This window comes from Chryseobacterium gossypii (assembly GCF_041361455.1).
Classification (GTDB): domain Bacteria; phylum Bacteroidota; class Bacteroidia; order Flavobacteriales; family Weeksellaceae; genus Chryseobacterium; species Chryseobacterium gossypii.
The window spans coordinates 1-22187 of sequence record NZ_JBGCUR010000042.1 but is presented as its reverse complement, the minus strand read 5'-3'; the positions used below and the strand labels follow the sequence as shown (position 1 = coordinate 22187).

The following is a 22187-nucleotide window of genomic DNA, read 5'->3' as shown; positions in this document are numbered from 1 at the left end:
ACTCTTAAAGTTAAAGAGTATAAGAATCGTGTCCTAACAAAGTTAGCAACTCCATGGTTCATCGTATATTGGATTTGGTAATGACTCTCATGGTATCTGGGCAAAGATATTCAATAATAAAACAGCAAGGTTCGACGGCAATATATATGCTAAAGAGGTTGAAGTAAAAGCCAATGTCTGGGCCGATTATGTTTTTAAGAAAGATTACAAGCTTCGCACGTTAGATGAGGTGGAGAAACATATTCAAGAGAAAGGGCATTTGCCTAATATTCCGTCTGCGGAAAAGGTGGTTAAGGAAGGTATTAATCTTGGTGAAATGGATGCCAAGCTTCTTGAGAAAATTGAAGAATTAACTTTGTATTCTATTGAGCAGAATAAACAAATAAAGCAACTTCAGGAAGAAAACAAAATTTTAAAATCCCAAACTCAAAAAATTGAAAAATTAGAACAACAGGTTCAAAAGCTTCTTAATACTAAATAATCACAAATGAGAAAAAAATTACTTTCAGCATTATCCTTGTTGATCGGATTCCTAGGCTTTTCACAAACGGAGGTTTATTTCAAATACGATGAAGCCGGAAATCAACGTTACAGAGGAACCAATTCAGCAGGCAAGACAGCACAGGAACCTGCACCCACGGAATCTAAAATAGTTGCTACAACCCAAGTTCAACCTGAATCTCAAATGATGGATGAAGCTACTTTTTGGAAGCAAATCAGGCTTTACCCTGTTCCGGTAAACGATGTATTAACAATTGACTGGACAGAAGAAGTGGATGGTTTGATAGAGTCTGTCTCTCTATATCAGCACAGTACAGTACACTGGAAATTCCAACAGCAGAATATGCCTGAACTGAATAAGCAGATCAAAATCAACATGACAGGCTATGACTGGGGGGTATATGTCTTACGCTTTACCTTAAAAGACGGAAGGGTGTTTAGCCGAAACATCACCAAACGATAAAGCTTTTAACCAAATAATTTACTCAAAAGAACAAATATGAAATTATTTTCATCATTTATACTTTGCCTGTGTTCGGTATTAGGCTTTTCACAGACCATATTGTACCAGGCAGAAAGTACCTCCCGTACAGTTCAGGATCCTCAATCAGTAATCCTGGCGCAGGGATTTTATGCTTCCTCTAATTCGTCGAATCCTTTTATTGCGAAGATAGGTCCTGCTACGGAAAATCCGGAAGGAGGTCCAGCGGATTCCAATGCAGGGGCAACCAACCCATCGGGAACCACAGCTCCTGCCGGAAAAAGCTTTCATGATACCAAAGGAAATATTGAAGTGAATGGAGCCGGACAATTGCAATTTACTTTACCCATTGCTTTGCCACCGGGAATAAAAAGTGTAGCTCCTCAGATTAATTTAATGTATACTAGCGGTTCTTCTAATGGGGTTGCAGGATATTCTTGGAATCTTTCCGGGGTTACAACAATATCAAGAGTTGGCAGGAATATTGAAAAGGATGGAGAGATAAAAGGTATTCAATTAGACTATTCAGATTACTATAGTTTCAATGGACAAAGATTGATATTAAAATCAGGAGAATATGGGAAAGATGGAGCTGAATATGTAACAGAAAAGTATTCTAATATAAAGATTAAGTCAGTTGGAACCATTACAGGCCAATTGTGGCAGGGACCTGAATACTGGGAAGTGACTTTTGAGGATGGCTCTCAATCATGGTATGGAGCAACAGCTTCTGGAAACAGTACAGCTAGAACACCTTTGGAATATAATATTGTTAAATGGAAAGATCTACAAGGAAATTATATTACTTATAATTATACTCAGAACAACTCTAATCATGTGGCGATAATTTCAAGCATTACTTGGGGTGGAAATGAAACTTTGAGTAAACCTCATTTCAATCATATTGAGTTTAAGTACAGTGATCGAAACCTTAAAGAATCTAATTATGTATATGGGCTTGAGCTTGTTCAGGATAAACTTTTAACGGAAATTATTGTAAAATACGATATAAACCAGTTTAAAAAATATGTTGTAGAATACGGAAATAATGGTACGAACTACCAGTTTGTCAAAACAATTACAGAATATAACACGGCTAATGAAGCTGCCAATCCAATAGTCTTTGAAAATGAAGCCGATCCACTAGCATCAAACCTTTTCAATAATAATAGCAGATTTGACGAAATATATGGAGAAGGGGTCGTATCTGGAGATTTTAATGGTGATGGGAAATTAGATTTTGTTAAAGGCGCTACATTAATGCTTAGCAGGCTTGATGGGAATTCTACATTTTTTACAGTACTATATACCGGAAGTCCGATATCCAGAGGGACTTTTTTAAAGAACGGTAATCTTATTCCAAAAGATGCACTCTATACATTATCTTCCAGTGAACCTGATGGTAAAACACGATTAAGGATTTATGATTTTAATGGGAATAACTTTGAAGAAATTACTACCAAGGAATTAGATTTTTCTTCTTATAATTTTAACAGTACCGCAGGATATACACCTATATACAGTCCATCCAATCCTTTAGTTGCCGATAATTCTCCATATAAGTTTTTAGAAGGAGATTTCAACGGAGATGGAATATCAGAATTTATTATATCTACATTAAAAGTAGTACAGGAAGAAATATGGGGGTATGATTGGAATGGTTATCCTGAGCTTCAAGGAGCCGAAGAAATCGGGTACGAAGTTTTTGATTTTTATTTTGACCCATTAACAAATACTTTAAAAAGAGTCAATCTACCTTTAAGTGATTACAGCAAATATATAGGGCAATCTTTATTTACTTCACCATATTATTATAAACCCGTTCCTATAGGGGATTTTGATGGTGATGGTAAAACAGATCTAATCAGCCTTATCAGTGGTACAAAAGTTTATTCTTTAAATACTGTTACAAAAGAATTTGATCTGAAAGTGCAATCACCGGCACAAATTTCTGTCAGAGGGGTTGCTTTACTTGGTGATTTTAATGGTGATGGCAAAACTGATGTAATGTCTCCTATCGCTGAAGATTCATCAGATTGGAAAATGTTTATTTCCACAGGTAAAGGTATAATAGAACATTATTATTCAAATTTAGCTTTATACCAGCCTCAACATACAGGAGCTCCTACTAAACGAAGAAATACCATAAGGAATTATTTTGCACCTGACTTGAATAAAGATGGTAAAAGTGATTTTCTAACTTTTCAATCCGAAGTATGGTTTAGAGAATTAGCAATTAATAACCCTGATTCCAGCTATGGATTTAATTATTTTAGGAATGATGGTGTAGATAGTGCTGGTAAGCCAATTCTTAATAATGTTTACAATATTAGTCCTAAAGAAGCAACTTCATGGGGAGATAATGATGATGAAGATATTAATTACTCCAAATATGGAGAGCACTATTTGCCTTTATTGGGAACTTTTCGTCTTTCGCAGTTAAATACTGACTTTGCTATTATCCATAAGACAAAATTGATTACTTGGAATTTAGGAAGTAAGATTGATAAGATATCAAGAATAAAATCTATTACCCAAGGTGGAATAAAAACAGACTTAGAATATTCTCCTTTGGTAAATGAAGGGAACATTTATAAATCTTATTTAGAAACCAATACTGTAACTTATCCTTATGTTAATATTAAAGAGAATCTAAACTATCATGTTGTCTCAAAACTAACCCAAGGAGAAAGAAAACAAGAATTTAGATATAGAGATTTAATTGGTCATCTTCATGGTAGAGGAATTATTGGTTTCAGGCAAACGGCAAGATCCACATTCTTTGCCAATGGATTTGAAAATACTAAAATTTGGACAGGTTCAGAAATAAACCCTACTAATGAAGGGTTACCATATAAAGACTGGTCTATCAGAACAACAGATGAGAACAAAATTTTCCCGACAGACATTTCGTTAAATAACACTCAATTATTATCATTCAAACAATATGATCATAAAATTGATAAACTACTTAATGGAAATGTTGTTACCTCTGTTTCTGATGCAGATAAGCCTAAAATAGTTCTTGCCATTAATCCGTTCGTAACGACATCAAAAGATTTTTTAACCAATACTAAAACAGTTCATACTGTAGAGCAATATGATAATTTATATCTTCCTAAAAAATCGGTAACGAGGATTAATGATGGATATTCTGTTTCAACAACTGAATTAGAATATTATCCGCCTAATATTACTCCCGGAATAAATTATAGCATTGGAAAACCTAAAGTTAAAACAGAAACTATTCAGGCCTATGGTGATACAAAATCTGCTAAGGAAGAATACACTTATGAAAATAATCTTTTAAAGACTCTTAAAACATGGAATAGGGATAATACCGGCTATTTACTGGAAACTTATACTTATGACGGCTTCGGGAATATTACTCAGAAAACGATCAGCAATAGCATAGATTCCCAAACTCAAACTACCGGATCTCTGTATGATCCTAAAGGAAGATTTGTTATTAAAAAAACAGATAATTTAGGATTAGAAACCCATATTGAATACAATGATTGGGGACAGATTAAAAAGCAAACCGATCCTTCAGGGAATACTCTTGTTAATACCTATGACCCATGGGGTAAGCTGTTAACTTTCAAGACCAATCTGGGAGGTACAACCACTTATCAGTATGAAAGAGACAATAATTCCAATATTATTGTTACCCAGTATGACCCTGATGGCGATATTTCAAAAAAATACACCAATAAGCTGGGGCAGGAATACAAAGTTTCCACCAAAGCATTCGGCCAGGGGCAATTTGTATCCCAGGAAACGCAATATGATGTTTTAGGAAGAAAGATCAAAGAATCCGAACCGTATTTTGAAGGGCAATCAGCCAATCAATGGAATGTTATTGTCTATGACGATTCTGTTTATCCTGCCAAAGGAACAGCTACTTCATTCAATGGCAGGCAGGTGGAAACCTCCGTTTCGGGGCTCACTACAACGGTAAAAGAGCTCAACGGGTATGGAAGAACTACTTCAAAAACAACCGATGCTTTAGGCAATATAATTTCTACGACAGATAAAGGGGGAACAGTCACATTTGCATACAATGCAGCCGGAGAGCAGATCAAGGCCCAATATGCAGAAAATATTGTCACTACAAAATATGACTCCTGGGGCAGAAAGTCAGAGTTCAATGATCCTTCCAACGGATTGTATAAATATGAATATGATGGTTTCGGACAACCGAAGAAGATCATCAGCCCGAAAGGAACGAAAGAGTACACGTACAATAATTTAGGACAATTAATCTCCCAGAAAGAGCTTTCCACCACTGATGGCGGAGAAGCCACCAACAAAATGATCACCTTCACCTATGATGACAAAGGCAGGGTAATTTCAAAAGGCGGTACATCAAAAGGAAAAGCTTATAGTTCCAATGTTTTGTATGACCCGCAGGGAAGACTATTGTCTTCATCAGAAAGCAGCAATGGAAAATATTATATACGAAAAGGTATTACCTATGATGATAAAGGAAGAGTGATTTCTTATGAAAAACAGCTCTATTCTTCGGGAGTTCTTACTAAAGTACAGATTGAGAATGTATACAGTGCCTGGAATGGTGAATTGTATCAGGTGAAAGATAAAGCCTCAGGAAAAATATTATGGGAACTGAAAGAAACCAATGCCAAAGGACAGGTGTTGAAAGCAAAATTAGGGGCAGCAGAAGTCAACAATACCTATGATAATAATGGTTTCTTAACCAATGTCAATCATTCATCAGCAGTAAAACCAGGTATCCTTCAACTCTCCTACTCATTTGATGCTATAAAGAATGAGCTGAAAAGCAGAACGACGGGAGGAGATTTTAATATTGTTGAATCATTTGATTATGATGATAACAACCGATTAGTAAACTGGACAAATCCTGTAACAGGGATCAAGCCAACAACGAACCGAAACGTCTATGATGTTAAAGGTAGAATTATGGAAAATGACCAGGTGGGAACCATGAAGTATGAAAACTCTGCCAAGATCTACCAGCCAACAGGAATGACTTTAAATGCAGCAGGAACTCAGAACTACAACAATGATCTGATTCAAAGCATTGCGTATAATGAAAATAATGACCCTGTTTTCATTGACGGAATGAAAGGAGATGTTGCCTTCCAGTACGGCTTAACTTCAATGAGGCAGAGAGTGACCTATGGAGGAAACTTCAGCACGGATGGAGAAGGGAAATTCACAAAATATTACAGTGAAGACGGAAGCTATGAAATCGTAAAAGACAATACGACCGGAAAGGAAAAGCATATTTTGTACATCGGCGGAACACCTTATGAATCTAATATTGTATATTTAAAGAACTTTACGGAGAGCAGCGGTTCTTACAAATTTTTACATAAAGACTATATCGGAAGTATTCTGGCGATCAGTGATGAAGCTGGCAATAAATTGGAGCAAAGGCATTTTGATGCCTGGGGTAATTTTACCCATCTGCAAATAGGAAATGGAGCAATCATTACAGATAAGAATATAATTGATAATGCTTCGTTATTAATGGACAGAGGCTACACCAGCCATGAGCATTTTGCAGAGGTAGGAATCATCCATATGAACGGTAGATTGTATGATCCATTATTAAGAAGATTCTTAAATGCTGATGAAAATATTCAGGATCCTTACAATACCCAGAATTATAATAAGTATGGGTATGTAATGAATAATCCGCTGATGTTTAATGACCCGAGTGGGGAGTTTATTGTAGAGTCAGCATTTTTATCAGCTGTGATTATCGGAGCAATGGTAGCATCATTCAGCTATACTATTATGACTTCGATTAGCGGACAAAATTGGGATTTAGGACAGTTCTTTAAATCTACACTATTTGGTGCTGCCTCTGCGGCTGTTACCTATGGTATAGGAAGTGTATTTGTCTCCTCGGCTGGTACTGCTACCCAAATTGCAACGGAGCTTGGAAAGTTCGGGACGATAATGGTACAGGGAGCTGCGCATGCTGTAGCACAAGGAGTGCTATCCCTGATGCAGGGACAGGATTTTGTAAGTGCTTTTACTTCTGGACTTTTTGGAAGCTACGGAGCATCAGCATTTAGTGCTGTTGCTGGTAAATTTGCTAGTAGTGCAGTAGGTGTTATTGCATCAGGTGCTGTGTTAGGAGGTGTTGGTTCTGAGCTTACAGGAGGAAACTTTTGGCAGGGTGCTGCTATTGGAGGTGTTGTTGCTGGATTGAATCATGCGATGCATCAGATGGGGAATGGATTTGATAACGATGAAGAAAGTTTTGCAAAAAGATCCTTAACGCCTAAAGAAAGACAAAAGATAGGAGAAAATTATCCTGATTATAAAAATTATCCTGATGCACATTCAGTATATAAAGAAGTTGGAGGACCTCTTTATCAAGAATATTTAAAAAATCCGGACAAGTATATAAATACGTGTGCTATTAGATTGAGTGTTGCATTTGAAAAATCGGGTATTGATATAGGAGGAGAATGGACTGGAGTGAAAGGAACAAAATATTATACCTCTGCAACAAAAATGGCTCAAGCTTTAGATTCAAGATTTATTTCACATGGCCAAGGATACAACATATCGGGTTGGGGAATAAATGTTCAATATAAAAATAAAAGCTATACAGGAAGTGTATATCACGTCGATGTGGCTTTTATAAAAAATGGAAAAGGGGTGTTTGGGCATACGCTTTATTCTCCTTATTATAATAAATTTTATTAATGCTAAGTGATATGAATTATAAATACATAATATTCGTTGGTACTTCTTTATTGCTTGTACTGATTTATTGCTCAACAAATAAAAAACCCACAAATGAGCAAGATTTAAGAAAAATAGAAATACTATTATCTAAACATAAAAGATATGCTTTTATAGACTTGTATGAAAAATCTATTAGACAAGAAGAAAAAAAATACCACATAAAAAAATGTGATTCCTTGTTCGATTTATCTTCTAATGAGTTATATAATGAAAATTGTTTAAAAATGGATTTTTATTCTGATGACCATAAATCATACGATGATGAGAATTATAATATATTAATCTCAAAATGGCTTAAAAAAGAATATCCTCCTTATATTCCAACAGATAACCCTAATATTAAAACAACAATGGTATTCAAGAAAGCATTAGATTTTTATGAAAGTGCGGATTTGAACAATTATATTGATTCTTTAAGAATTGTATTCTACAAAAAGTATAAAGAACATAATTTAAAAAGTATTGATTGTACTGATTAAAATATAAGTAAAACTCTGGAGTTGATACTTTTTGAGACAGAAACGTTATCCTAATTTAATAAATATTCCGGTATTAATTGGTACCGGAATATTTTAAATCTGTTTTTGTTTCAAGTCTTTTAGGAAGTTACGGAGCTTCTGCATTTAGTGCTGTTGCTGGTAAGTTTGCTAGTAGTGCAGTGGGAGCCATTGCTTCCGGAACAATTTTAGGAGGTGTAGGCTCCGAGCTTACGGGAGGTAATTTTTGGGAAGGGGCTGTAATTGGTGGTTTTGTAGCCGGATTGAACCACGCGATGCATAGGATGAACGGACCTGGAGATGATGAGCTAATAAAAAAACTAACGCCTGAACAACGAAAACAACTTGAACAAATTAAATCAGGAACTCAACTTACTACAGAAGCTCTTCAAAAAACAGGTTTAGATAAAGTTTTGGACAATTGGATAGAAAACACAGCTTTAGGCAAAAATTTAAAAGTAGGTATCGTAGATTATCTATCTATGGGTGGAGAAATTTATTATGACCATAAGTTGCAGCAGTATAACGGAATCAGTAAGAATGAATTTACATTTAGGTTTGTTACAAAAGCAGCGTCAGGTCTAACATCTGCACATTTTGGTTCTCTTGCTGGGGCTGCTGTTGGGCTGAGTATGGAGCTACTGTTGGTGGGATTGTTGGAACTGTCGTTGGAGCGGGTATTGGTTTTTATATTGAAAACACTTATTGGAAAGGAATAAAATATTTTGATAATTTTATGACACGCTTTGGTAGCTATATTCAAAGACAAGCAATTTTTAATGTTAGAAGAGGATTTTAAATATGGAAGTTTCAAAAAATATCTTACGCAAAATGCCAACAGACAGGCTTAGAGAATATTTAAAAGAAGATAATCGATATGTATCCCAAGCTGTTGAATATGCATTTGAAATATTACAACAAGAAAGAGGAATTTATTTTTCTCCTGATGAAGTTTTAAGGATACAAAATTTACTCCAGAAGAAGACAATAGCAGAACAGCCAAGCTATGTTCGAAAACAAGAACAAGAAAATAAAAATTCAGATATTAAGTCTGTAACTAATCAAGCTTCTATATTTTCCAAAAATAGCATAATTTTTTTGTCTATAATATTTAGCCCTTTATTGGGAGGAGCATTATTGTTTTATAATTTGAAAGTTTTAAAAAAAAGTAATACTAAAAATATAATTTTTATTTTTTCATATCTTGTTGTATCCTTTCTTTTTATTTTTTTGTTTAATATTTTATATACTAATTATTTACAGGGTTTTATCAGCTCAATTTTCAATAGTGATTATCTCAATTTTAGATATTCAGCAACAACATTTAAAATTGCATTTAAAACCATGATTAATTTACTTTTTATAAGTTATTTATGGGAAATTTTCTTTGGGAAACATTTTTCATATCAATCGAAGGATATTACCTTTCCTGTAATAATCTGTTTAATTATTTATATGGCATTTTTATTTTTTTAAATACCAATAAATAGAAAACCACTGCAATGCAGTGGTTTTGTAGCGGCATTCAATCATATATTTCATACAATGAAGGGAGATGATCCTACTAAAAGAAGGCAGCAGATTGTAAAAAATGTAAAAAAACAAAATGGGAGTACGGATTGGGCTTACGATAAAAGGAATGGACGTTATGGATCAGGTACAAATAATGTAATATTTTTGTTGATGACATGTTGGATGCTTCAGGGATTTATACAAGTGATCCAAATGGTAGAGCAGCAAGCTTAGGTTTAGGTTCACCGGTTACTGCTGGACAATGGGCAGATCCTAACTATAATATTCCCGGTTGGAAAGTTGTAGGCTCTCCGCAAGCAGGAGATGTTGTAGCAATAAAAGGAAATTTTTCAGATGCATCGGGCCATGTTGCTATAATGGTTTCTCCGACACATTCTATAAGTGCAAGTACAACAGGCGTTGTAAGGATTACTGATTTCGGCTCAAATCCATCACATTTACCTTCAAATGCTCGCTATGTTTATAGAAGATATGTAGGGCTTCCTAGTACCAGCTCTGCTATAAAGTATAGTAATTTCAAACTTTTTGGACAGTAATCAAATGAAGAAAATATTTTTATTGTTTTTTGTAGCAGTTTTAATCATGAGTTTTTTTGTGTTAAAAGATATATTATTTCCAAATGGTAAAATATATTACAAGACTACTCATTATAATATTACAAATGAGAAAGGAAATCAATTAAAGTGTCAAATTTTTGAAAAAGAAAATGGAATGTTAATTATTTTATTCGAAAATAAAAAACGACTTTATATAAACTTTAAAGAAAAATTAATTGGACTACCAGAAAATGGGTATGGAAACTATATTTTGAAAAAGAATAAACTTATTCTATACAAAGAAAATATTTTCCATAAAAATGGCTATTTGTATAAACCTTTACTTAAAGGAATAGACGATGTAGATTTTGAATTTACTGATGATGTTATGAAACTATCATGCTTCTCATTTTTATGTAATTATGGCAAGGTTATAACTGTTAAAAAAATAAAATAGTTTACAATGAACCGTCCCCCGATTTTTGGGGGATGGCTTTATAGTGCAACGCTCTGCTTCGAAGGGTTAAAGAAATATGGACATATTATAATGGTCAAAAAATGCTTTTGGACATTGGAAGACATAGAGCAGAATTGCCAGAGTTTTTAATGCCGAACAATATATAGAGAGGCCTAGAATTTTATGCACAAGTAAGCTTATTTTCCGGTGCCGGAGGATGTACAACCGTGTCACAGTTCATTAAAGAAACTGTTGGACAAATAGGTTTTGTCATGATACAGGCAGGAACCCATGCGGTAGCTCAAGGAATATTAAGTTCTGTACAAGGAGAAGCATTCTTGAGCTCTGCGGCATCTGGTTTCTTGGGGAGTTTGGGAGCTTCTGCTTTCGGAGCCATTGCAAAAGAGGCCGCTAATACCACGGTAGAAACCCTGTTTTTTGGAGCGGTTTCCGGTGCGTCGGTGCTGAACTGGCAGGAGGAAATTTCTGGCAGGGAGCTTTGGTTGGAGGTGTTGTTGCTGGATTGAATCATGCGATGCATATGGAAAATGGACCAGATGACCCACCAGGAAAAAAGAAGACACCAGGAACTATTAAAGAATATCTAATTCAATAAAACAGGATATTTTTGATGGTTTTGCAAATTTTAGTGATGCTATTGATTTAACATCTGATTGGTTTACTGGTAGTGGAGTTCAAACAGAACGATAACAAAAGATAGAATTATTAATTCTCTAAAAATGCGCCTGCCGTAAATAAAGCAAGAGATTATTGGTATGCCAAAACTGATAGATTAAATAGTTCTAAAGTACAGGTTACTAACTTTAGCGGAAAATTCGGTCTTAAAGGTCTTGTAGATTCTGGTATGAGCCCATTTAAACAATTTATAGGAATTATGACAATTGATGTATATTCTGATGGTTCTAATTTGACGTTTAAGATATGGAACAAAACAAGTTTCAAATCATTTTTTTATCAAGCACCTGTGCCATCTTGGAGTAGAAATACTATGCCAATAATGGGTAATATGCAACAAGTTTACATATGGAAAGAAAAAATATACAGATAATGAAGAAAGTATTTATAAATCTTATAATTTTAACATTGATTTCTTGTAATTTTTCCGAAAAGAAAATTTATAAAGATTTATATGTTACCAATGGAGGTGAATTTCATGATTACCCTGTAGCAGCTATTAAACTTGATGACTCTAATCAACTAAACATCACCCTTTTTGAGGTTAAAGATTATAAAATTAGTAATAAATATATCATATTTAAATGTGTTGATTATTATGGAGATGATAAATATTATTTTATTGATAAGACTTTCGATAAATATAATTATGAAGAGAAAATAAAAGGTCCGTTAAATAAAAGTGAATTTGAAATTTTAAACAATAAAGAAAAACTTAATATAAAATGGAAATAGTATAGTTTTCTCTTGTCTCTGAATTTGGTAATGCATCAAACGTGTTGGTGAATTGGTACCGGAATATTTAAATCTGTTTTTGTTTCAAGTCTTTTAGGAAGTTACTGAGCTTCTGCATTTAGTGCTGTTGCTGGTAAGTTTGCTAGTAGTGCCGTGGGAGCCATTGCTTCCGGAGCAATTTTAGGAGGTGTTGGCTCCGAGCTTACCGGAGGAAATTTCTGGCAAGGAGCAGCTATCGGAGGGTTTGTGGCCGGGTTTAATCATGTGATGCATAATATAGATTTTAACCCTCCTAAAGAGGTTTTAACTCAGCATTGGGATGCAAGATATTCTACAGATGATAAGCAATGGACATTAAACAAGGTGTCTGAAGGATATCAGACAATAAATGATTCTGGTGCTGCAGATGGCTACCAAGTGGTAAATATATATGGTTCTGGAGGAAAAGTTGTAGGTTCAATACATGGGAATGATGCTCTTTATAGATTTAATGTTGCAACTAAAGGAAACTATACCAATATTTATAATATGAAAATCCAAGCTATGTCTACTGTTACCTTAGGACAAACTATTAAATATTCAGGTACAGCAGTTAATCTTGTATCAAAACAGTTAATACTTCCAACAAGAGGAGGCTCTATGCCGGGAGTAATTTTAGGAGAAGGGCTGTGGTGGACTGGATTTGGAATAGAATCTTGGGGTAACTACCAATTAGGCAATTATGATAAAATATGGCAAGGTATATTAATGAAAGGAGCAACTAAAGGAGGTCCTAAAGCTTGGAAAGAAGTTAAAAAACAATTAAAATAAACTATATGTGTAATTATATAATTCAAAATATTATCTTTTTATTTTTTATTTTTTTGTATATGTTTTTTGTTTTGGATTTTAAATTTAGAAAATCTGATTTTGACTTTAAAAAATATTATCAAAAAAGAAAAAGACAATCAACATTCTCCATGTTTACAGATATAAACGGTTGGCAAGCTGCAATATTTTCACTAATATTTACGATAGTGTATTTTTTTATAAAGCGTGGAGTTTTAACAGATATTTTAAGCATTTTCAATATTAATTTATGTTAATGAATTAATATAAACTATAATCTGGAATTGGGATCATTTTTTTAACAAAAAGCTTATACTTCTTAATAGCCATTTAATCTTAACTCTCCGAAGTTATAAATTTCGGAGAGTTCTTACGAAATATAGGAGCATCAGCATTCAGTGCTGTTGCTGGTAAATTTGCTAGTAGTGCAGTAGGTACTATTGCTTCCGGAGCAATTTTAGGAGGTGTTGGTTCTGAACTTACGGGAGGGAATTTCTGGCAAGGTGCTTTGATTGGTGGTTTTGTTGCAGGGTTTAATCATGTAATGCATCAGATGACCGGACCGAGAAATAAAGATGAAAAAGATCCACCGGGAAAAACTAAGAAAGGAAAATTCTCTGTGGATGATATTAGGAAGGGAGCAAAAGTAGGTAAAGAGATAGGGGCCTCTGCTGAGTTTATTGATGCGATGGATAAAAGTTTGAAAGGAAATAGTAAGATTCTAGGGAAATTTGGAAAAATTGGAGGATATTTATCTGCAGGAGGACAAATAATATATGATGGTGTAAAGTATTATCAGGGTAAAATTAGTGGCTATAGATTTTCTTTTAAAATGGGGACGACAATCACTTCAGTAGTTGTAGGAGCCGAAGTTGGTACTGCAATAGGTGGTCCTTATGGTTTTGCTGTAGGAGCAGTCATTGGTTTGGGCGGAGGAGCAGCTGAAAGTGCTTGGGATGCTTGGTGGCCTCAATTTAAACAAAGTACAAACAGATTTTATAACACGACTATAAATAGTCTAAGACGATATCATTAATTATGATCTTAAAAGTTTCGATTAAAAGTCAATTGCATGCTCTAAGGGAGTTGCTTATAATAAGTATGGTTTATCTTGGAGGGATGTATTTTTTATATATAAAAACTGAATTTGATTTGTTTAAAATACTATTCTTATCAACATTTATTTTTTATTTTTTAGTGCTTTTTTTACCTGTAATTATATTACATATAAATTATCTAAATAATAATGTGTATAAGAATATAGTAATTGAACAAAATAAACTAATTATTGATAACTTAGTTTATAAAGAAGACAATATTGATAAGATTAACATCTATGCAACTAGACAACATTTTAGTGACTCTGTTGGAGTTTCTGCATTACCATATAATGATTATTACTATTATCTTGAAGTGTGTTTGAAAGATGGAAGACAAATTAATTTGTCTTCTCTACTAGACTATAAAATAGATAAGATTTTTAAGGAAAATTTTAAATCTATCAATATAATTGAAAAACCTTCGCCTTTTGCACTCTTGTTTATAAAATAAAGTTCACTTTCTTTAAAATTTAAGGTATACGAAATAAATAAAATCTTGAAATACGACGAAGTAAAATTTTAAATTATAATTGGGATAATATTAATTATTGTAGAAATAGGATTTTATTAATGCCTTTTTTGAGATAGAAACTTGTCCTAATTTAATAAATATTCCGGTATTAATTGGTACCGGAATATTTTAAATCTGTTTTTGTTTCAAGTCTTTTAGGAAGTTACGGAGCTTCTGCATTTAGTGCTGTTGCTGGTAAGTTTGCTAGTAGTGCAGTAGGTACTATTGCTTCCGGAACAATTTTAGGAGGTGTTGGCTCCGAGCTTACGGGAGGAAATTTCTGGCAGGGTGCTGTAATCGGTGGTTTTGTAGCTGGATTGAATCACGTGGCGCATCTGGGGGACGGCGGGCCGGATGATCCGAAGGCAAAGAAAGGAGCTAATGTTAAGATAAAAAGAACTGTAAATTTTAAAGTAGAGCAAGGTGCTGCATTATTCATTCAACAAGATAGCAGAAGTACAATGGATCTTGATTTATATACGATAAAAGGGAATATGACACTTGTAGGAAATGAATTAACAGTGTCTGCTATTGGCTCTGCAACAAACACCCAAATTAGTCCATATTTTTTTGGAGAAGTTAATATTACTGGAAGTAGTCCGTATTTTCAACATTTAATGTTACGATACCTTTATCTAGATCTTATGGATATAGCGCTATTGAAAGTGGCTATAGAGAAATAGGATCCGCTAAATATACTCTTCCTAAAGGCACCAGTAATGTAAATGTTAAAATCAAAGCAGGATATACATTTAATATGCCTGGTTATGGAGTTGGAACTCCTTTTCCACGAACAACTAGTTATAACTATCATTTTGGCAGTGGCGGACAAAGTCTTAATCAATATCCTATATACAAATAAATATGATATATCGAGATTTATTAAAAATATGCATTTATTTTATTGCTATAAAACTTTTTGTAGATAGTGTTTCTATAATTCCTGAAAAAATTTACACCTCATTTTTAAGGGGAAATTGGACAATGAATGTGTTTCTATATGTGTGTTTAAATTTTTTGATAGTTTTTCTACTATTTAGGATTAACAATGATTTGGTAGATAGGCTTTTCAAGAAAGATAACTATCTACAAATAGATATAAATAATTCGTTAATTTTTAGGATATCAGTTATTATTTGCTCATATTATATTATTTTTACTACAAGTTTCACATTAATGAGTAATATTTCTGTTCTCCGAATTGATTTTAATATACTCAATAAAATTATTAGTATAATTATTTCTCTGTTATTACTTCTTTTTTCTAATACAATAACTAAAAAAACATTTAAAAATGAGTAAGAAAGATCGTAGAATTAGTGAAGAGAATGATTTCATGGATGATTTTGAAGACTGGCATTCACGTAAGTATAGTGATGAGTACAGATTTAAAAATAAAACGCCTTTTTTTGTAAAAACCCCTAATTATTTAATGAATGGGATTTTGCTTTTGATGCTTCCCTTTTTAAGTTTAGTAGTATCTATTATTTTAGATTTGGGAATAAGTTTTTATTTGTGTTTTTCGTTAATCTGTATTCCCGGAATCTATTTTATTGTAAAACACTTTAAATTAAAATAACCAACTCCCGCCTTTCGGTGGAAGTTGTTTTTTATAAAGCTGCAATATTTTTAAGTTTAGCAGCTTTAATAAGGTTGTCAATGGTGTAGAAAATATTTTTTTTATCTTCTTCCAGGAGTTGTTCAATATCCTGCAAACGTTGCAGGCTTTTTTTGTCCAACGTCATATTGTCGGATTTACCCAATAAATAATCCAGCGTTACCTCCAAAGCATCGGCTAATTTAGAAGCCACTTCAATAGAGGGCTTAATCTCTTCACGCTCATATCTTCCTATAATGGGAGCAGAAGTTCCAATCTTTTTAGCAAGGTCGTCTTGCGACCACTTAAGTTGCTTTCTTACCAATATAATTTTCTCTCCAAAAGTCATAATAAAGTGCTTTAAAATACCTTAAATGAAAGTATCACACAAAAAATAAAACACTTTTAGGTAATAAAAAAATAAAATGAATGTTGTGTAAATTTATGCCTTAAAAACACAAACTTCAAATTAGAAAACAGACATGTTTTTCATCCAAAAATTGATGTTCTCAATTCTCAAACAAAAAATCATCCATCAAAGAAAACCATTTTTCAAATTAATTCTTTGCAGCTTGCTCAAGCAGAAATAATCCCGTGTGCACATAACAAATTGCTTTCCTTCATTATAATCCTTTTTTGGGCCCGGATAGGATATTTTTCCTGTAGCTTCAAAATGCCTCATATATCCGGAAGCCCTTAAATCCTGGCTTTTATCAAAAGAAGCTGATAAACCTTTGTCCATTTCTGTAAGTATTCTGATGACCTTCGATTTTCTCCGTTTTTATAAAGCTTCATGCTTAATAGAGTTGAATCTTGGCTTTTTGTCATTTTTAGTAGCTTAATGTGTGAAGCTATTTTAAGACAAGGCACCCTATTTTGACCATACTTTCAGTTTCATCTGTTTTTTCATTTTCAGAATATTATCGAGAGCTCTATTTACTTATCGCTGATAATCAGATATTTATAAATAAGTAGTGTTTATGTAGGGATGCTTTTTTTCATTTATTATAACATCGGAGTAATTTTAGCAGAAAGAAATACGGATGCCGTTGAGGGACTTTTTTTAAAAATACAAACCGGAACCAACTCCTAGAAAAATAGATTCAGTTTCTTTCTTTAGTAACAAAATAAATATAATAAAACCAAATTATAATTTTAAAATATGGCGAAAATTACAACGTACACTGTTGACCCTGCGAAACGACGCATTCTCACAGTAAAAAACATGGAAGAGTTAGGAATAACAGATGAATTTCTTCAGGATCTTCTGAACAAAAAATTACCTGGTTTAAAACGGGTTAAAGTAGATAAGGGAGGATATACTGTCAGGGATAGTAATTTTAACGAAATCCCATTATGGCCAGTAGGAATATCTATAAACGAGAAAAAAGTTGGTAATTTTCCTGATCCGAACGCTGCAAAGCTAGGATGGATTACTTTTTTTGAAATTGGATCTCCTTTGTTTGAAGAAAGGTCAAATATTATTCAGCCAACTGCTGATGTAATATCTACCAGAACCTATGATAACAGATCGACTGATACACAGCAATTTTCTGACACTATTGAATTTACAATAGAAAATACAATCAATTGGACTTTGTCAGCTACAGGAACCGTCACTTTTGAAGGAGAAATTGAAGGAGAATTGCAAGGAGAAATATCAAAAACTTTAGAGACGGTTTTGGAAGAGAGTCTGGCTAATAGTCTAGAAAAAGAGAATAGCCAAAAAGCCACGAAAACCCAAATTTTACATAATCATAAAGACGACATAGGTACTGAAACCCAAGTTTCTGTTGAAGAAGAAGAAGAAGTTGAAAAAACAACTGAATTTACTTCCACCAATTCAAACAGCCAAAGTTTCACAGGCACAGGTACTGCTATCGGTCGTGGAGAATTAGAGGCAGAGTTAGAGCTTTCTCTCACGGGTTCGATTTCCGGTACACTAACAACATCATGGAATTCAACCTCTAATGTTTCAGGAAAGATTGCTCCCAACACCCGTATTGAGACGCTGGCAACACAAAGGCGTCAGATAAAACAATTTACTTATGAAGTACCCATTACGTTTAGTGGATTCATTGCATTGAATTATGATGAATTAGTTAATCATATTTCAGATACTGATTCTACACTTCCTTCTTCACCCCCTCCGGCTAAAATAATTCCTGTTAACATATCTCATTTAAATCTTACAACAAGAAAAGACCTATACAGAGCAAAAGGAATAGCCGAAACAGTATCAGTGCTGGATGTAAACCATACTATTTTCGAAAGCAAGACACTTGAACGTGTTAGTGAAGAAAAATTTGGAACACAACGTCCTCACAATTTTAATGTTGAAGATAAAATCAATTTATTATAACTTATTAAAAAACAATAATATGGCATTTCCAGATATATTCAATTTTGGCCGCAGTCTGTCTACTGCCGGAAGCAAAGCAGAAAAAGACATTTTCGGGTTCATACCAACGAAAGAAAATGAATCAATCAGTGTCCCTCCTCACGACCCGTTTTCCCCTCCCAAAGAACCTGTTCAACAGGATCCGAAAATTGTGAGAGAAACATCTCCGCAATCCGATATTATATTCAATTTCATAAAATCGGTGACCTCTGATATCAACCTATCCAGTGATAGTTTAGAGAAAGCAATGAGCGATCCTGCGTCAGTAGTTGATCCATCCGCAGGGGTGATGGGCAAAGCCAGGGAAACCACGGATAAGGTTAAGGATGATACTCCTGCGTCTGATATATCAATTTTTCCTCCACCTCCACCCAAGGATAAGAAACCAGATGGATGGGGTGACAAACCCGTTGTAAAAACTCCTGAGGTTGAACCTTTTCCTGACCCGAATTCTTCTTCTAAACCCGAATCAAATGGTAAGTAGGTTAAAGGTAAGCATATAATCACGGTTTACAACAAAAGAATCTGTCTCATAACTGAGGCAGATTTTTTATGTTAAAAATTGCATAATTCCTCATTAATTGGTATTCCATCCATATTTGGATATTAACCTGGCAAAATTATTCCTTATAATGCATTATGCCTTATTGCTGTGAGTGCTGGTAAATGCAAGCCTTACCTAAAAAATCTCCTACATTTGAACTTTGCAAACATAGGAGATGGATTATAAACTCCTTTCTTTTACCTCCCCCGGAGATTACACCAGATTTGTTTAAAGAAGCTTTTATTTTTTCAATCGTCTCTTCTTATAGCAATGTATATACAAAAACTTCCGATTACCGCTAGAACAGCTCCTAAAATAAAAGGGGCCCCACTGTAGGAAACCGGCGACCGGGGAGAGGTAAAATAAGCAAATACCCAGGTCATCAGCAATGGTCCAAAGATAGAGGTTAAGCTGAGAACACTTGTGAGTCCGCCCTGTAACAATCCCTGTTTGTTATCGGGAACTTTTGAAGAGATCATGGCCTGAAGTATTGGAGAGGCCATTCCTCCGAGGGCAAAAATCACTATGACGGCAAACATCATCCAGCCTTTATTTGCAATTCCGAACAGCAGCATACTTATACAAAAGAATGCCAGGAAAATAATTACCGACTTTTTCTGTCCCAGCTTATTGATGAAAAGCCCTATCAGTCCGCCCTGGAAGATGACCATCAGCAGCCCCAGAAATCCCATTGAATAGCCAATCATATCTTCCTTCCAATTAAATCTATCCATAACATATACGCTCCAGGAGCTTTGTACGGAGTGCCCTGCTAGGGCGATAAGAATAAAGGCGATAATAAAAGACGGTGCCAATATTTCCTTATCCAGACTTTTTATTACTCCGATGGGATTGGCCGTTTTCCAGGAAAATGGACGGCGGTTATTTTCTGATAATGATTCCGGAAGTACAAAAAAACCATATACAACATTAAGCAGGCCAAGTCCGGCAGCCGCATAAAAAGGAATTCTTTCTCCATATTGTCCAAGCGTCCCCCCTATTACCGGCCCGATAATCATTCCTATTCCAGCCACCGCACTCATCATGCCAAAATACCTTCCTCTTTTCTCAGGAGTACTGATATCTGAAATATATGCCGCTGCCGTTGTCATACTGGAGCCCATAATTCCGTTGATAATTCTTCCTACAAACAATAATGCAATATTCGGAGCCAATGCAAGAATGAGATAATCTATTCCGAGCCCTAATAATGAGCATAAAAGTACGGGTCTGCGTCCGTATCTATCACTTAGGCCGCCCAAAACAGGAGCGAATAAAAACTGCATTAAAGCATATACGGACATAAACCATCCGATATAATGGGCAGTGATACTTATATTATCTGTATTTAACAGTTTTGTAATCAAGGTTGGCAATACCGGTCCGATGATTCCTATTCCAATGATATCAATCAGGACTGTAATATAGATAAAGGTTAAAGCATGTTCTTTTTTTTCAGACATAAGTATGGCTTTGATTATGAGTTATATAATTTTGTATCATTTAGCTGGCATATTGAATCTGTTTTCAAAACCCCTGCTACAACTTTTTGCTTATTTTTTAAAGGGGGATCTGATACTCGGTCGCCCCTTCCCGGAAATTCTGTTGTCTCAGCCTGAAAATGGGATTGCAGTCCTCCCGTTAAAGGACGAAAGAAGCTCCTGTCTCCACCGGCATAGGATAATAAAAATATCTGTGGTTTTGATGTTGCTGTTCTGTTCATAAGTTTCTTTTCTGTTTTCTTTAGGAAAACATGAGAGACGGTGATCTCTCATGTCTTTTTTATTTTCCAATTGTTTTGTTAATGATATCAATGATCTGTTCTTCTTTTTCCAGTATAGACTGGTGTGCCGCTTCAATAGGGTATACTGATAACAACTCCTTATCTTCTATGACTGAATCTACATTATTGTATGTACAACCCATTACATAATTGTTAAATGATTCGTCAAATCCGTCACTGCCCAGCATTGCCTTTAATAATACTACTTTTGTAAAGCTCAGATTACTGGAAATCAGCTCTCTGGCAATGGCAAATTCTGCAGACATAAAGCTCTTGGTGGCCATAAAACGACTGTTGTCTACAGAAATTTCCAGTCTGCTGCTCAGTTCTTCATCCGAAGGGAGCGAAAGGAAGCTGGCTAACTTCTCATCTGAAGCATAGAAAATGGTATCCAACAAATAGACTCTGATCTTCCTACATCCTCTTTTTTCTAACTGGGAAGCAATTTCCAAAGCGATATTTCCTCCGAGAGACCAGCCCAGTAAAATATATTCTTCCTGCCCGGTCTGTTCCTGTATCCGGCTGATATGATCTAAATAATAGCCTGCAAGCTTATTCAGATTATCAATCTTTTCTTCATGATACAGATTGTAAGAATCTACTCCATAGCAGTCGAAGTGGGTCTTCAGTTGTTCCGACAGAGACTGATATACCTCGCTCCCTCCGTTTCCGGGATGGATAAAGAATATATTCGGGTTGTTATTAACAGCATTCAGAATGGATACGGTTCTGTATTCTTTACCATATCTGCCAATAAGGGCTGATAGCTTGCTGATGGTTCTTTCTTTGAAAACATCTACAATTTTAATTTTAATATTTAATTCCTGCTGTATTCTGCTGATCAGCTTTATCGCCATAATACTGTTTCCTCCTATTCGGAAGAAGTCATCATGAATGCTAATGGTTTCCGGATCAAGGCTTAATACCTCAGCATACACCGCTGCAATCTGTCTTTGAAGCTCGTTTTCCGGAGCTGCGTATTCCGATATCCCGGTAAACTCCGGCTCAGGAAGCTGTCTTCTGTCCAGCTTGCCATTAATGGTTAGCGGTAAGGCTGTCAAGTGAACAAAAACATTCGGCACCATGTATTCCGGAAGCGTTTTTTGCAGGAATTCCGACAGCTGACGCGGATCGATTACCGGATCGGAAACATAATACCCAACAAGGTACTTCATATTTCCCTTGTTTTCTTTTACCAGAACGGCTGCCTGACGGATCCCTTCAAACTGAAGCAGGG

General features: G+C 34.8%; 21 protein-coding genes. 17 read left to right on the top strand and 4 right to left on the bottom strand.

Features of this window, described 5'->3' with window-relative positions; translation table 11 throughout:
- Positions 1 to 229 precede the first annotated feature (229 nt).
- From ABMQ40_RS15815 to ABMQ40_RS15745, 15 genes are all read left to right on the top strand, one after another.
- Entirely contained in the window at positions 230 to 481 is a 252-nt protein-coding gene (locus ABMQ40_RS15815; protein ID WP_370901329.1) for a hypothetical protein, read from the top strand.
- Positions 482 to 487: 6 nt separating this feature from the next.
- Positions 488 to 964, top strand: a complete 477-nt coding sequence (locus ABMQ40_RS15810) for a T9SS type A sorting domain-containing protein (RefSeq protein ID WP_370901327.1) — start codon at positions 488 to 490, stop codon at positions 962 to 964.
- 36 nt (positions 965 to 1000) lie between these two features.
- A complete protein-coding gene (locus tag ABMQ40_RS15805) occupies positions 1001 to 7690 on the top strand; it encodes an RHS repeat-associated core domain-containing protein (protein ID WP_370901325.1) in 6690 nt (2229 codons plus the stop codon).
- An 11-nt stretch (positions 7691 to 7701) separates the two neighbouring features.
- Positions 7702 to 8211, top strand: a complete 510-nt coding sequence (locus ABMQ40_RS15800) for a hypothetical protein (protein ID WP_370901323.1) — start codon at positions 7702 to 7704, stop codon at positions 8209 to 8211.
- A 77-nt stretch (positions 8212 to 8288) separates the two neighbouring features.
- A complete protein-coding gene (locus ABMQ40_RS15795; RefSeq protein WP_370901321.1) occupies positions 8289 to 8948 on the top strand; it encodes a hypothetical protein in 660 nt (219 codons plus the stop codon).
- An 82-nt stretch (positions 8949 to 9030) separates the two neighbouring features.
- A complete protein-coding gene (locus tag ABMQ40_RS15790; RefSeq protein WP_370901319.1) occupies positions 9031 to 9705 on the top strand; it encodes a hypothetical protein in 675 nt (224 codons plus the stop codon).
- 212 nt (positions 9706 to 9917) lie between these two features.
- A complete protein-coding gene (locus tag ABMQ40_RS15785; RefSeq protein ID WP_370901317.1) occupies positions 9918 to 10298 on the top strand; it encodes a hypothetical protein in 381 nt (126 codons plus the stop codon).
- 4 nt (positions 10299 to 10302) lie between these two features.
- Positions 10303 to 10755, top strand: coding sequence for a hypothetical protein (locus ABMQ40_RS15780; protein ID WP_370901315.1), 453 nt, complete (start codon positions 10303 to 10305; stop codon positions 10753 to 10755).
- Positions 10756 to 11027: 272 nt separating this feature from the next.
- On the top strand, positions 11028 to 11282 hold the full coding sequence (locus tag ABMQ40_RS15775) for a hypothetical protein (protein WP_370901313.1): 255 nt from the start codon (positions 11028 to 11030) through the stop codon (positions 11280 to 11282).
- Positions 11283 to 11823: 541 nt separating this feature from the next.
- Complete coding sequence (locus ABMQ40_RS15770) at positions 11824 to 12186, top strand: hypothetical protein (RefSeq protein ID WP_370901311.1); 363 nt, start codon at positions 11824 to 11826, stop codon at positions 12184 to 12186.
- Between the two features lie 153 nt (positions 12187 to 12339).
- Complete coding sequence (locus ABMQ40_RS15765; protein ID WP_370901309.1) at positions 12340 to 12996, top strand: hypothetical protein; 657 nt, start codon at positions 12340 to 12342, stop codon at positions 12994 to 12996.
- Positions 12997 to 13522: 526 nt separating this feature from the next.
- Entirely contained in the window at positions 13523 to 14050 is a 528-nt protein-coding gene (locus ABMQ40_RS15760) for a hypothetical protein (RefSeq protein WP_370901307.1), read from the top strand.
- Positions 14051 to 14052: 2 nt separating this feature from the next.
- A complete protein-coding gene (locus ABMQ40_RS15755; protein WP_370901305.1) occupies positions 14053 to 14565 on the top strand; it encodes a PH domain-containing protein in 513 nt (170 codons plus the stop codon).
- 173 nt (positions 14566 to 14738) lie between these two features.
- Positions 14739 to 15308: a hypothetical protein gene (locus tag ABMQ40_RS15750; protein WP_370901303.1), complete on the top strand. Its 570-nt coding sequence runs from the start codon at positions 14739 to 14741 to the stop codon at positions 15306 to 15308.
- Between the two features lie 611 nt (positions 15309 to 15919).
- Entirely contained in the window at positions 15920 to 16204 is a 285-nt protein-coding gene (locus ABMQ40_RS15745) for a hypothetical protein (RefSeq protein WP_370901301.1), read from the top strand.
- A gap of 31 nt (positions 16205 to 16235) precedes the next feature.
- Here the strand turns inward: ABMQ40_RS15745 and ABMQ40_RS15740 are convergent, their stop codons facing one another.
- Positions 16236 to 16571 (bottom strand): helix-turn-helix domain-containing protein, encoded by a 336-nt coding sequence (locus ABMQ40_RS15740; protein ID WP_370901299.1) that lies wholly within the window; start codon positions 16569 to 16571, stop codon positions 16236 to 16238.
- Positions 16572 to 17384: 813 nt separating this feature from the next.
- On the opposite strand from ABMQ40_RS15740, the gene ABMQ40_RS15735 reads away from it, so the two are divergent.
- A complete protein-coding gene (locus ABMQ40_RS15735; RefSeq protein WP_370901297.1) occupies positions 17385 to 18584 on the top strand; it encodes a hypothetical protein in 1200 nt (399 codons plus the stop codon).
- Entirely contained in the window at positions 18529 to 19107 is a 579-nt protein-coding gene (locus ABMQ40_RS15730) for a hypothetical protein (RefSeq protein WP_370901295.1), read from the top strand. Before ABMQ40_RS15735 ends, ABMQ40_RS15730 begins: the two co-directional genes overlap by 56 nt.
- A 308-nt stretch (positions 19108 to 19415) precedes the next feature.
- Here ABMQ40_RS15730 and ABMQ40_RS15725 read toward each other — a convergent pair whose 3' ends face one another.
- The 3 genes from ABMQ40_RS15725 to ABMQ40_RS15715 all read right to left on the bottom strand — a co-directional run.
- A complete protein-coding gene (locus ABMQ40_RS15725; RefSeq protein WP_370901293.1) occupies positions 19416 to 20630 on the bottom strand; it encodes a TCR/Tet family MFS transporter in 1215 nt (404 codons plus the stop codon).
- A gap of 14 nt (positions 20631 to 20644) precedes the next feature.
- Positions 20645 to 20890 (bottom strand): hypothetical protein, encoded by a 246-nt coding sequence (locus ABMQ40_RS15720; protein WP_370901291.1) that lies wholly within the window; start codon positions 20888 to 20890, stop codon positions 20645 to 20647.
- Positions 20891 to 20949: 59 nt separating this feature from the next.
- Positions 20950 to 22187: alpha/beta fold hydrolase (locus ABMQ40_RS15715; protein WP_370901289.1), on the bottom strand; the 1238-nt coding region annotated here is incomplete at its 5' end.

What these genes read in the sequence shown, in the direction of transcription:
- ABMQ40_RS15810 (WP_370901327.1), top strand. Translation starts at nt 488, where the DNA reads ATGAGAAAAAAATTACTTTCAGCATTATCCTTGTTGATCGGATTCCTA.
- ABMQ40_RS15805 (WP_370901325.1), top strand. Translation starts at nt 1,001, where the DNA reads ATGAAATTATTTTCATCATTTATACTTTGCCTGTGTTCGGTATTAGGC.
- ABMQ40_RS15800 (WP_370901323.1), top strand. Translation starts at nt 7,702, where the DNA reads ATGAATTATAAATACATAATATTCGTTGGTACTTCTTTATTGCTTGTA.
- ABMQ40_RS15790 (WP_370901319.1), top strand. Translation starts at nt 9,031, where the DNA reads ATGGAAGTTTCAAAAAATATCTTACGCAAAATGCCAACAGACAGGCTT.
- ABMQ40_RS15785 (WP_370901317.1), top strand. Translation starts at nt 9,918, where the DNA reads ATGTTGGATGCTTCAGGGATTTATACAAGTGATCCAAATGGTAGAGCA.
- ABMQ40_RS15780 (WP_370901315.1), top strand. Translation starts at nt 10,303, where the DNA reads ATGAAGAAAATATTTTTATTGTTTTTTGTAGCAGTTTTAATCATGAGT.
- ABMQ40_RS15775 (WP_370901313.1), top strand. Translation starts at nt 11,028, where the DNA reads ATGATACAGGCAGGAACCCATGCGGTAGCTCAAGGAATATTAAGTTCT.
- ABMQ40_RS15770 (WP_370901311.1), top strand. Translation starts at nt 11,824, where the DNA reads ATGAAGAAAGTATTTATAAATCTTATAATTTTAACATTGATTTCTTGT.
- ABMQ40_RS15755 (WP_370901305.1), top strand. Translation starts at nt 14,053, where the DNA reads ATGATCTTAAAAGTTTCGATTAAAAGTCAATTGCATGCTCTAAGGGAG.
- ABMQ40_RS15745 (WP_370901301.1), top strand. Translation starts at nt 15,920, where the DNA reads ATGAGTAAGAAAGATCGTAGAATTAGTGAAGAGAATGATTTCATGGAT.
- ABMQ40_RS15740 (WP_370901299.1), bottom strand. Translation starts at nt 16,571, where the DNA reads ATGACTTTTGGAGAGAAAATTATATTGGTAAGAAAGCAACTTAAGTGG.
- ABMQ40_RS15735 (WP_370901297.1), top strand. Translation starts at nt 17,385, where the DNA reads ATGGCGAAAATTACAACGTACACTGTTGACCCTGCGAAACGACGCATT.
- ABMQ40_RS15725 (WP_370901293.1), bottom strand. Translation starts at nt 20,630, where the DNA reads ATGTCTGAAAAAAAAGAACATGCTTTAACCTTTATCTATATTACAGTC.
- ABMQ40_RS15720 (WP_370901291.1), bottom strand. Translation starts at nt 20,890, where the DNA reads ATGAACAGAACAGCAACATCAAAACCACAGATATTTTTATTATCCTAT.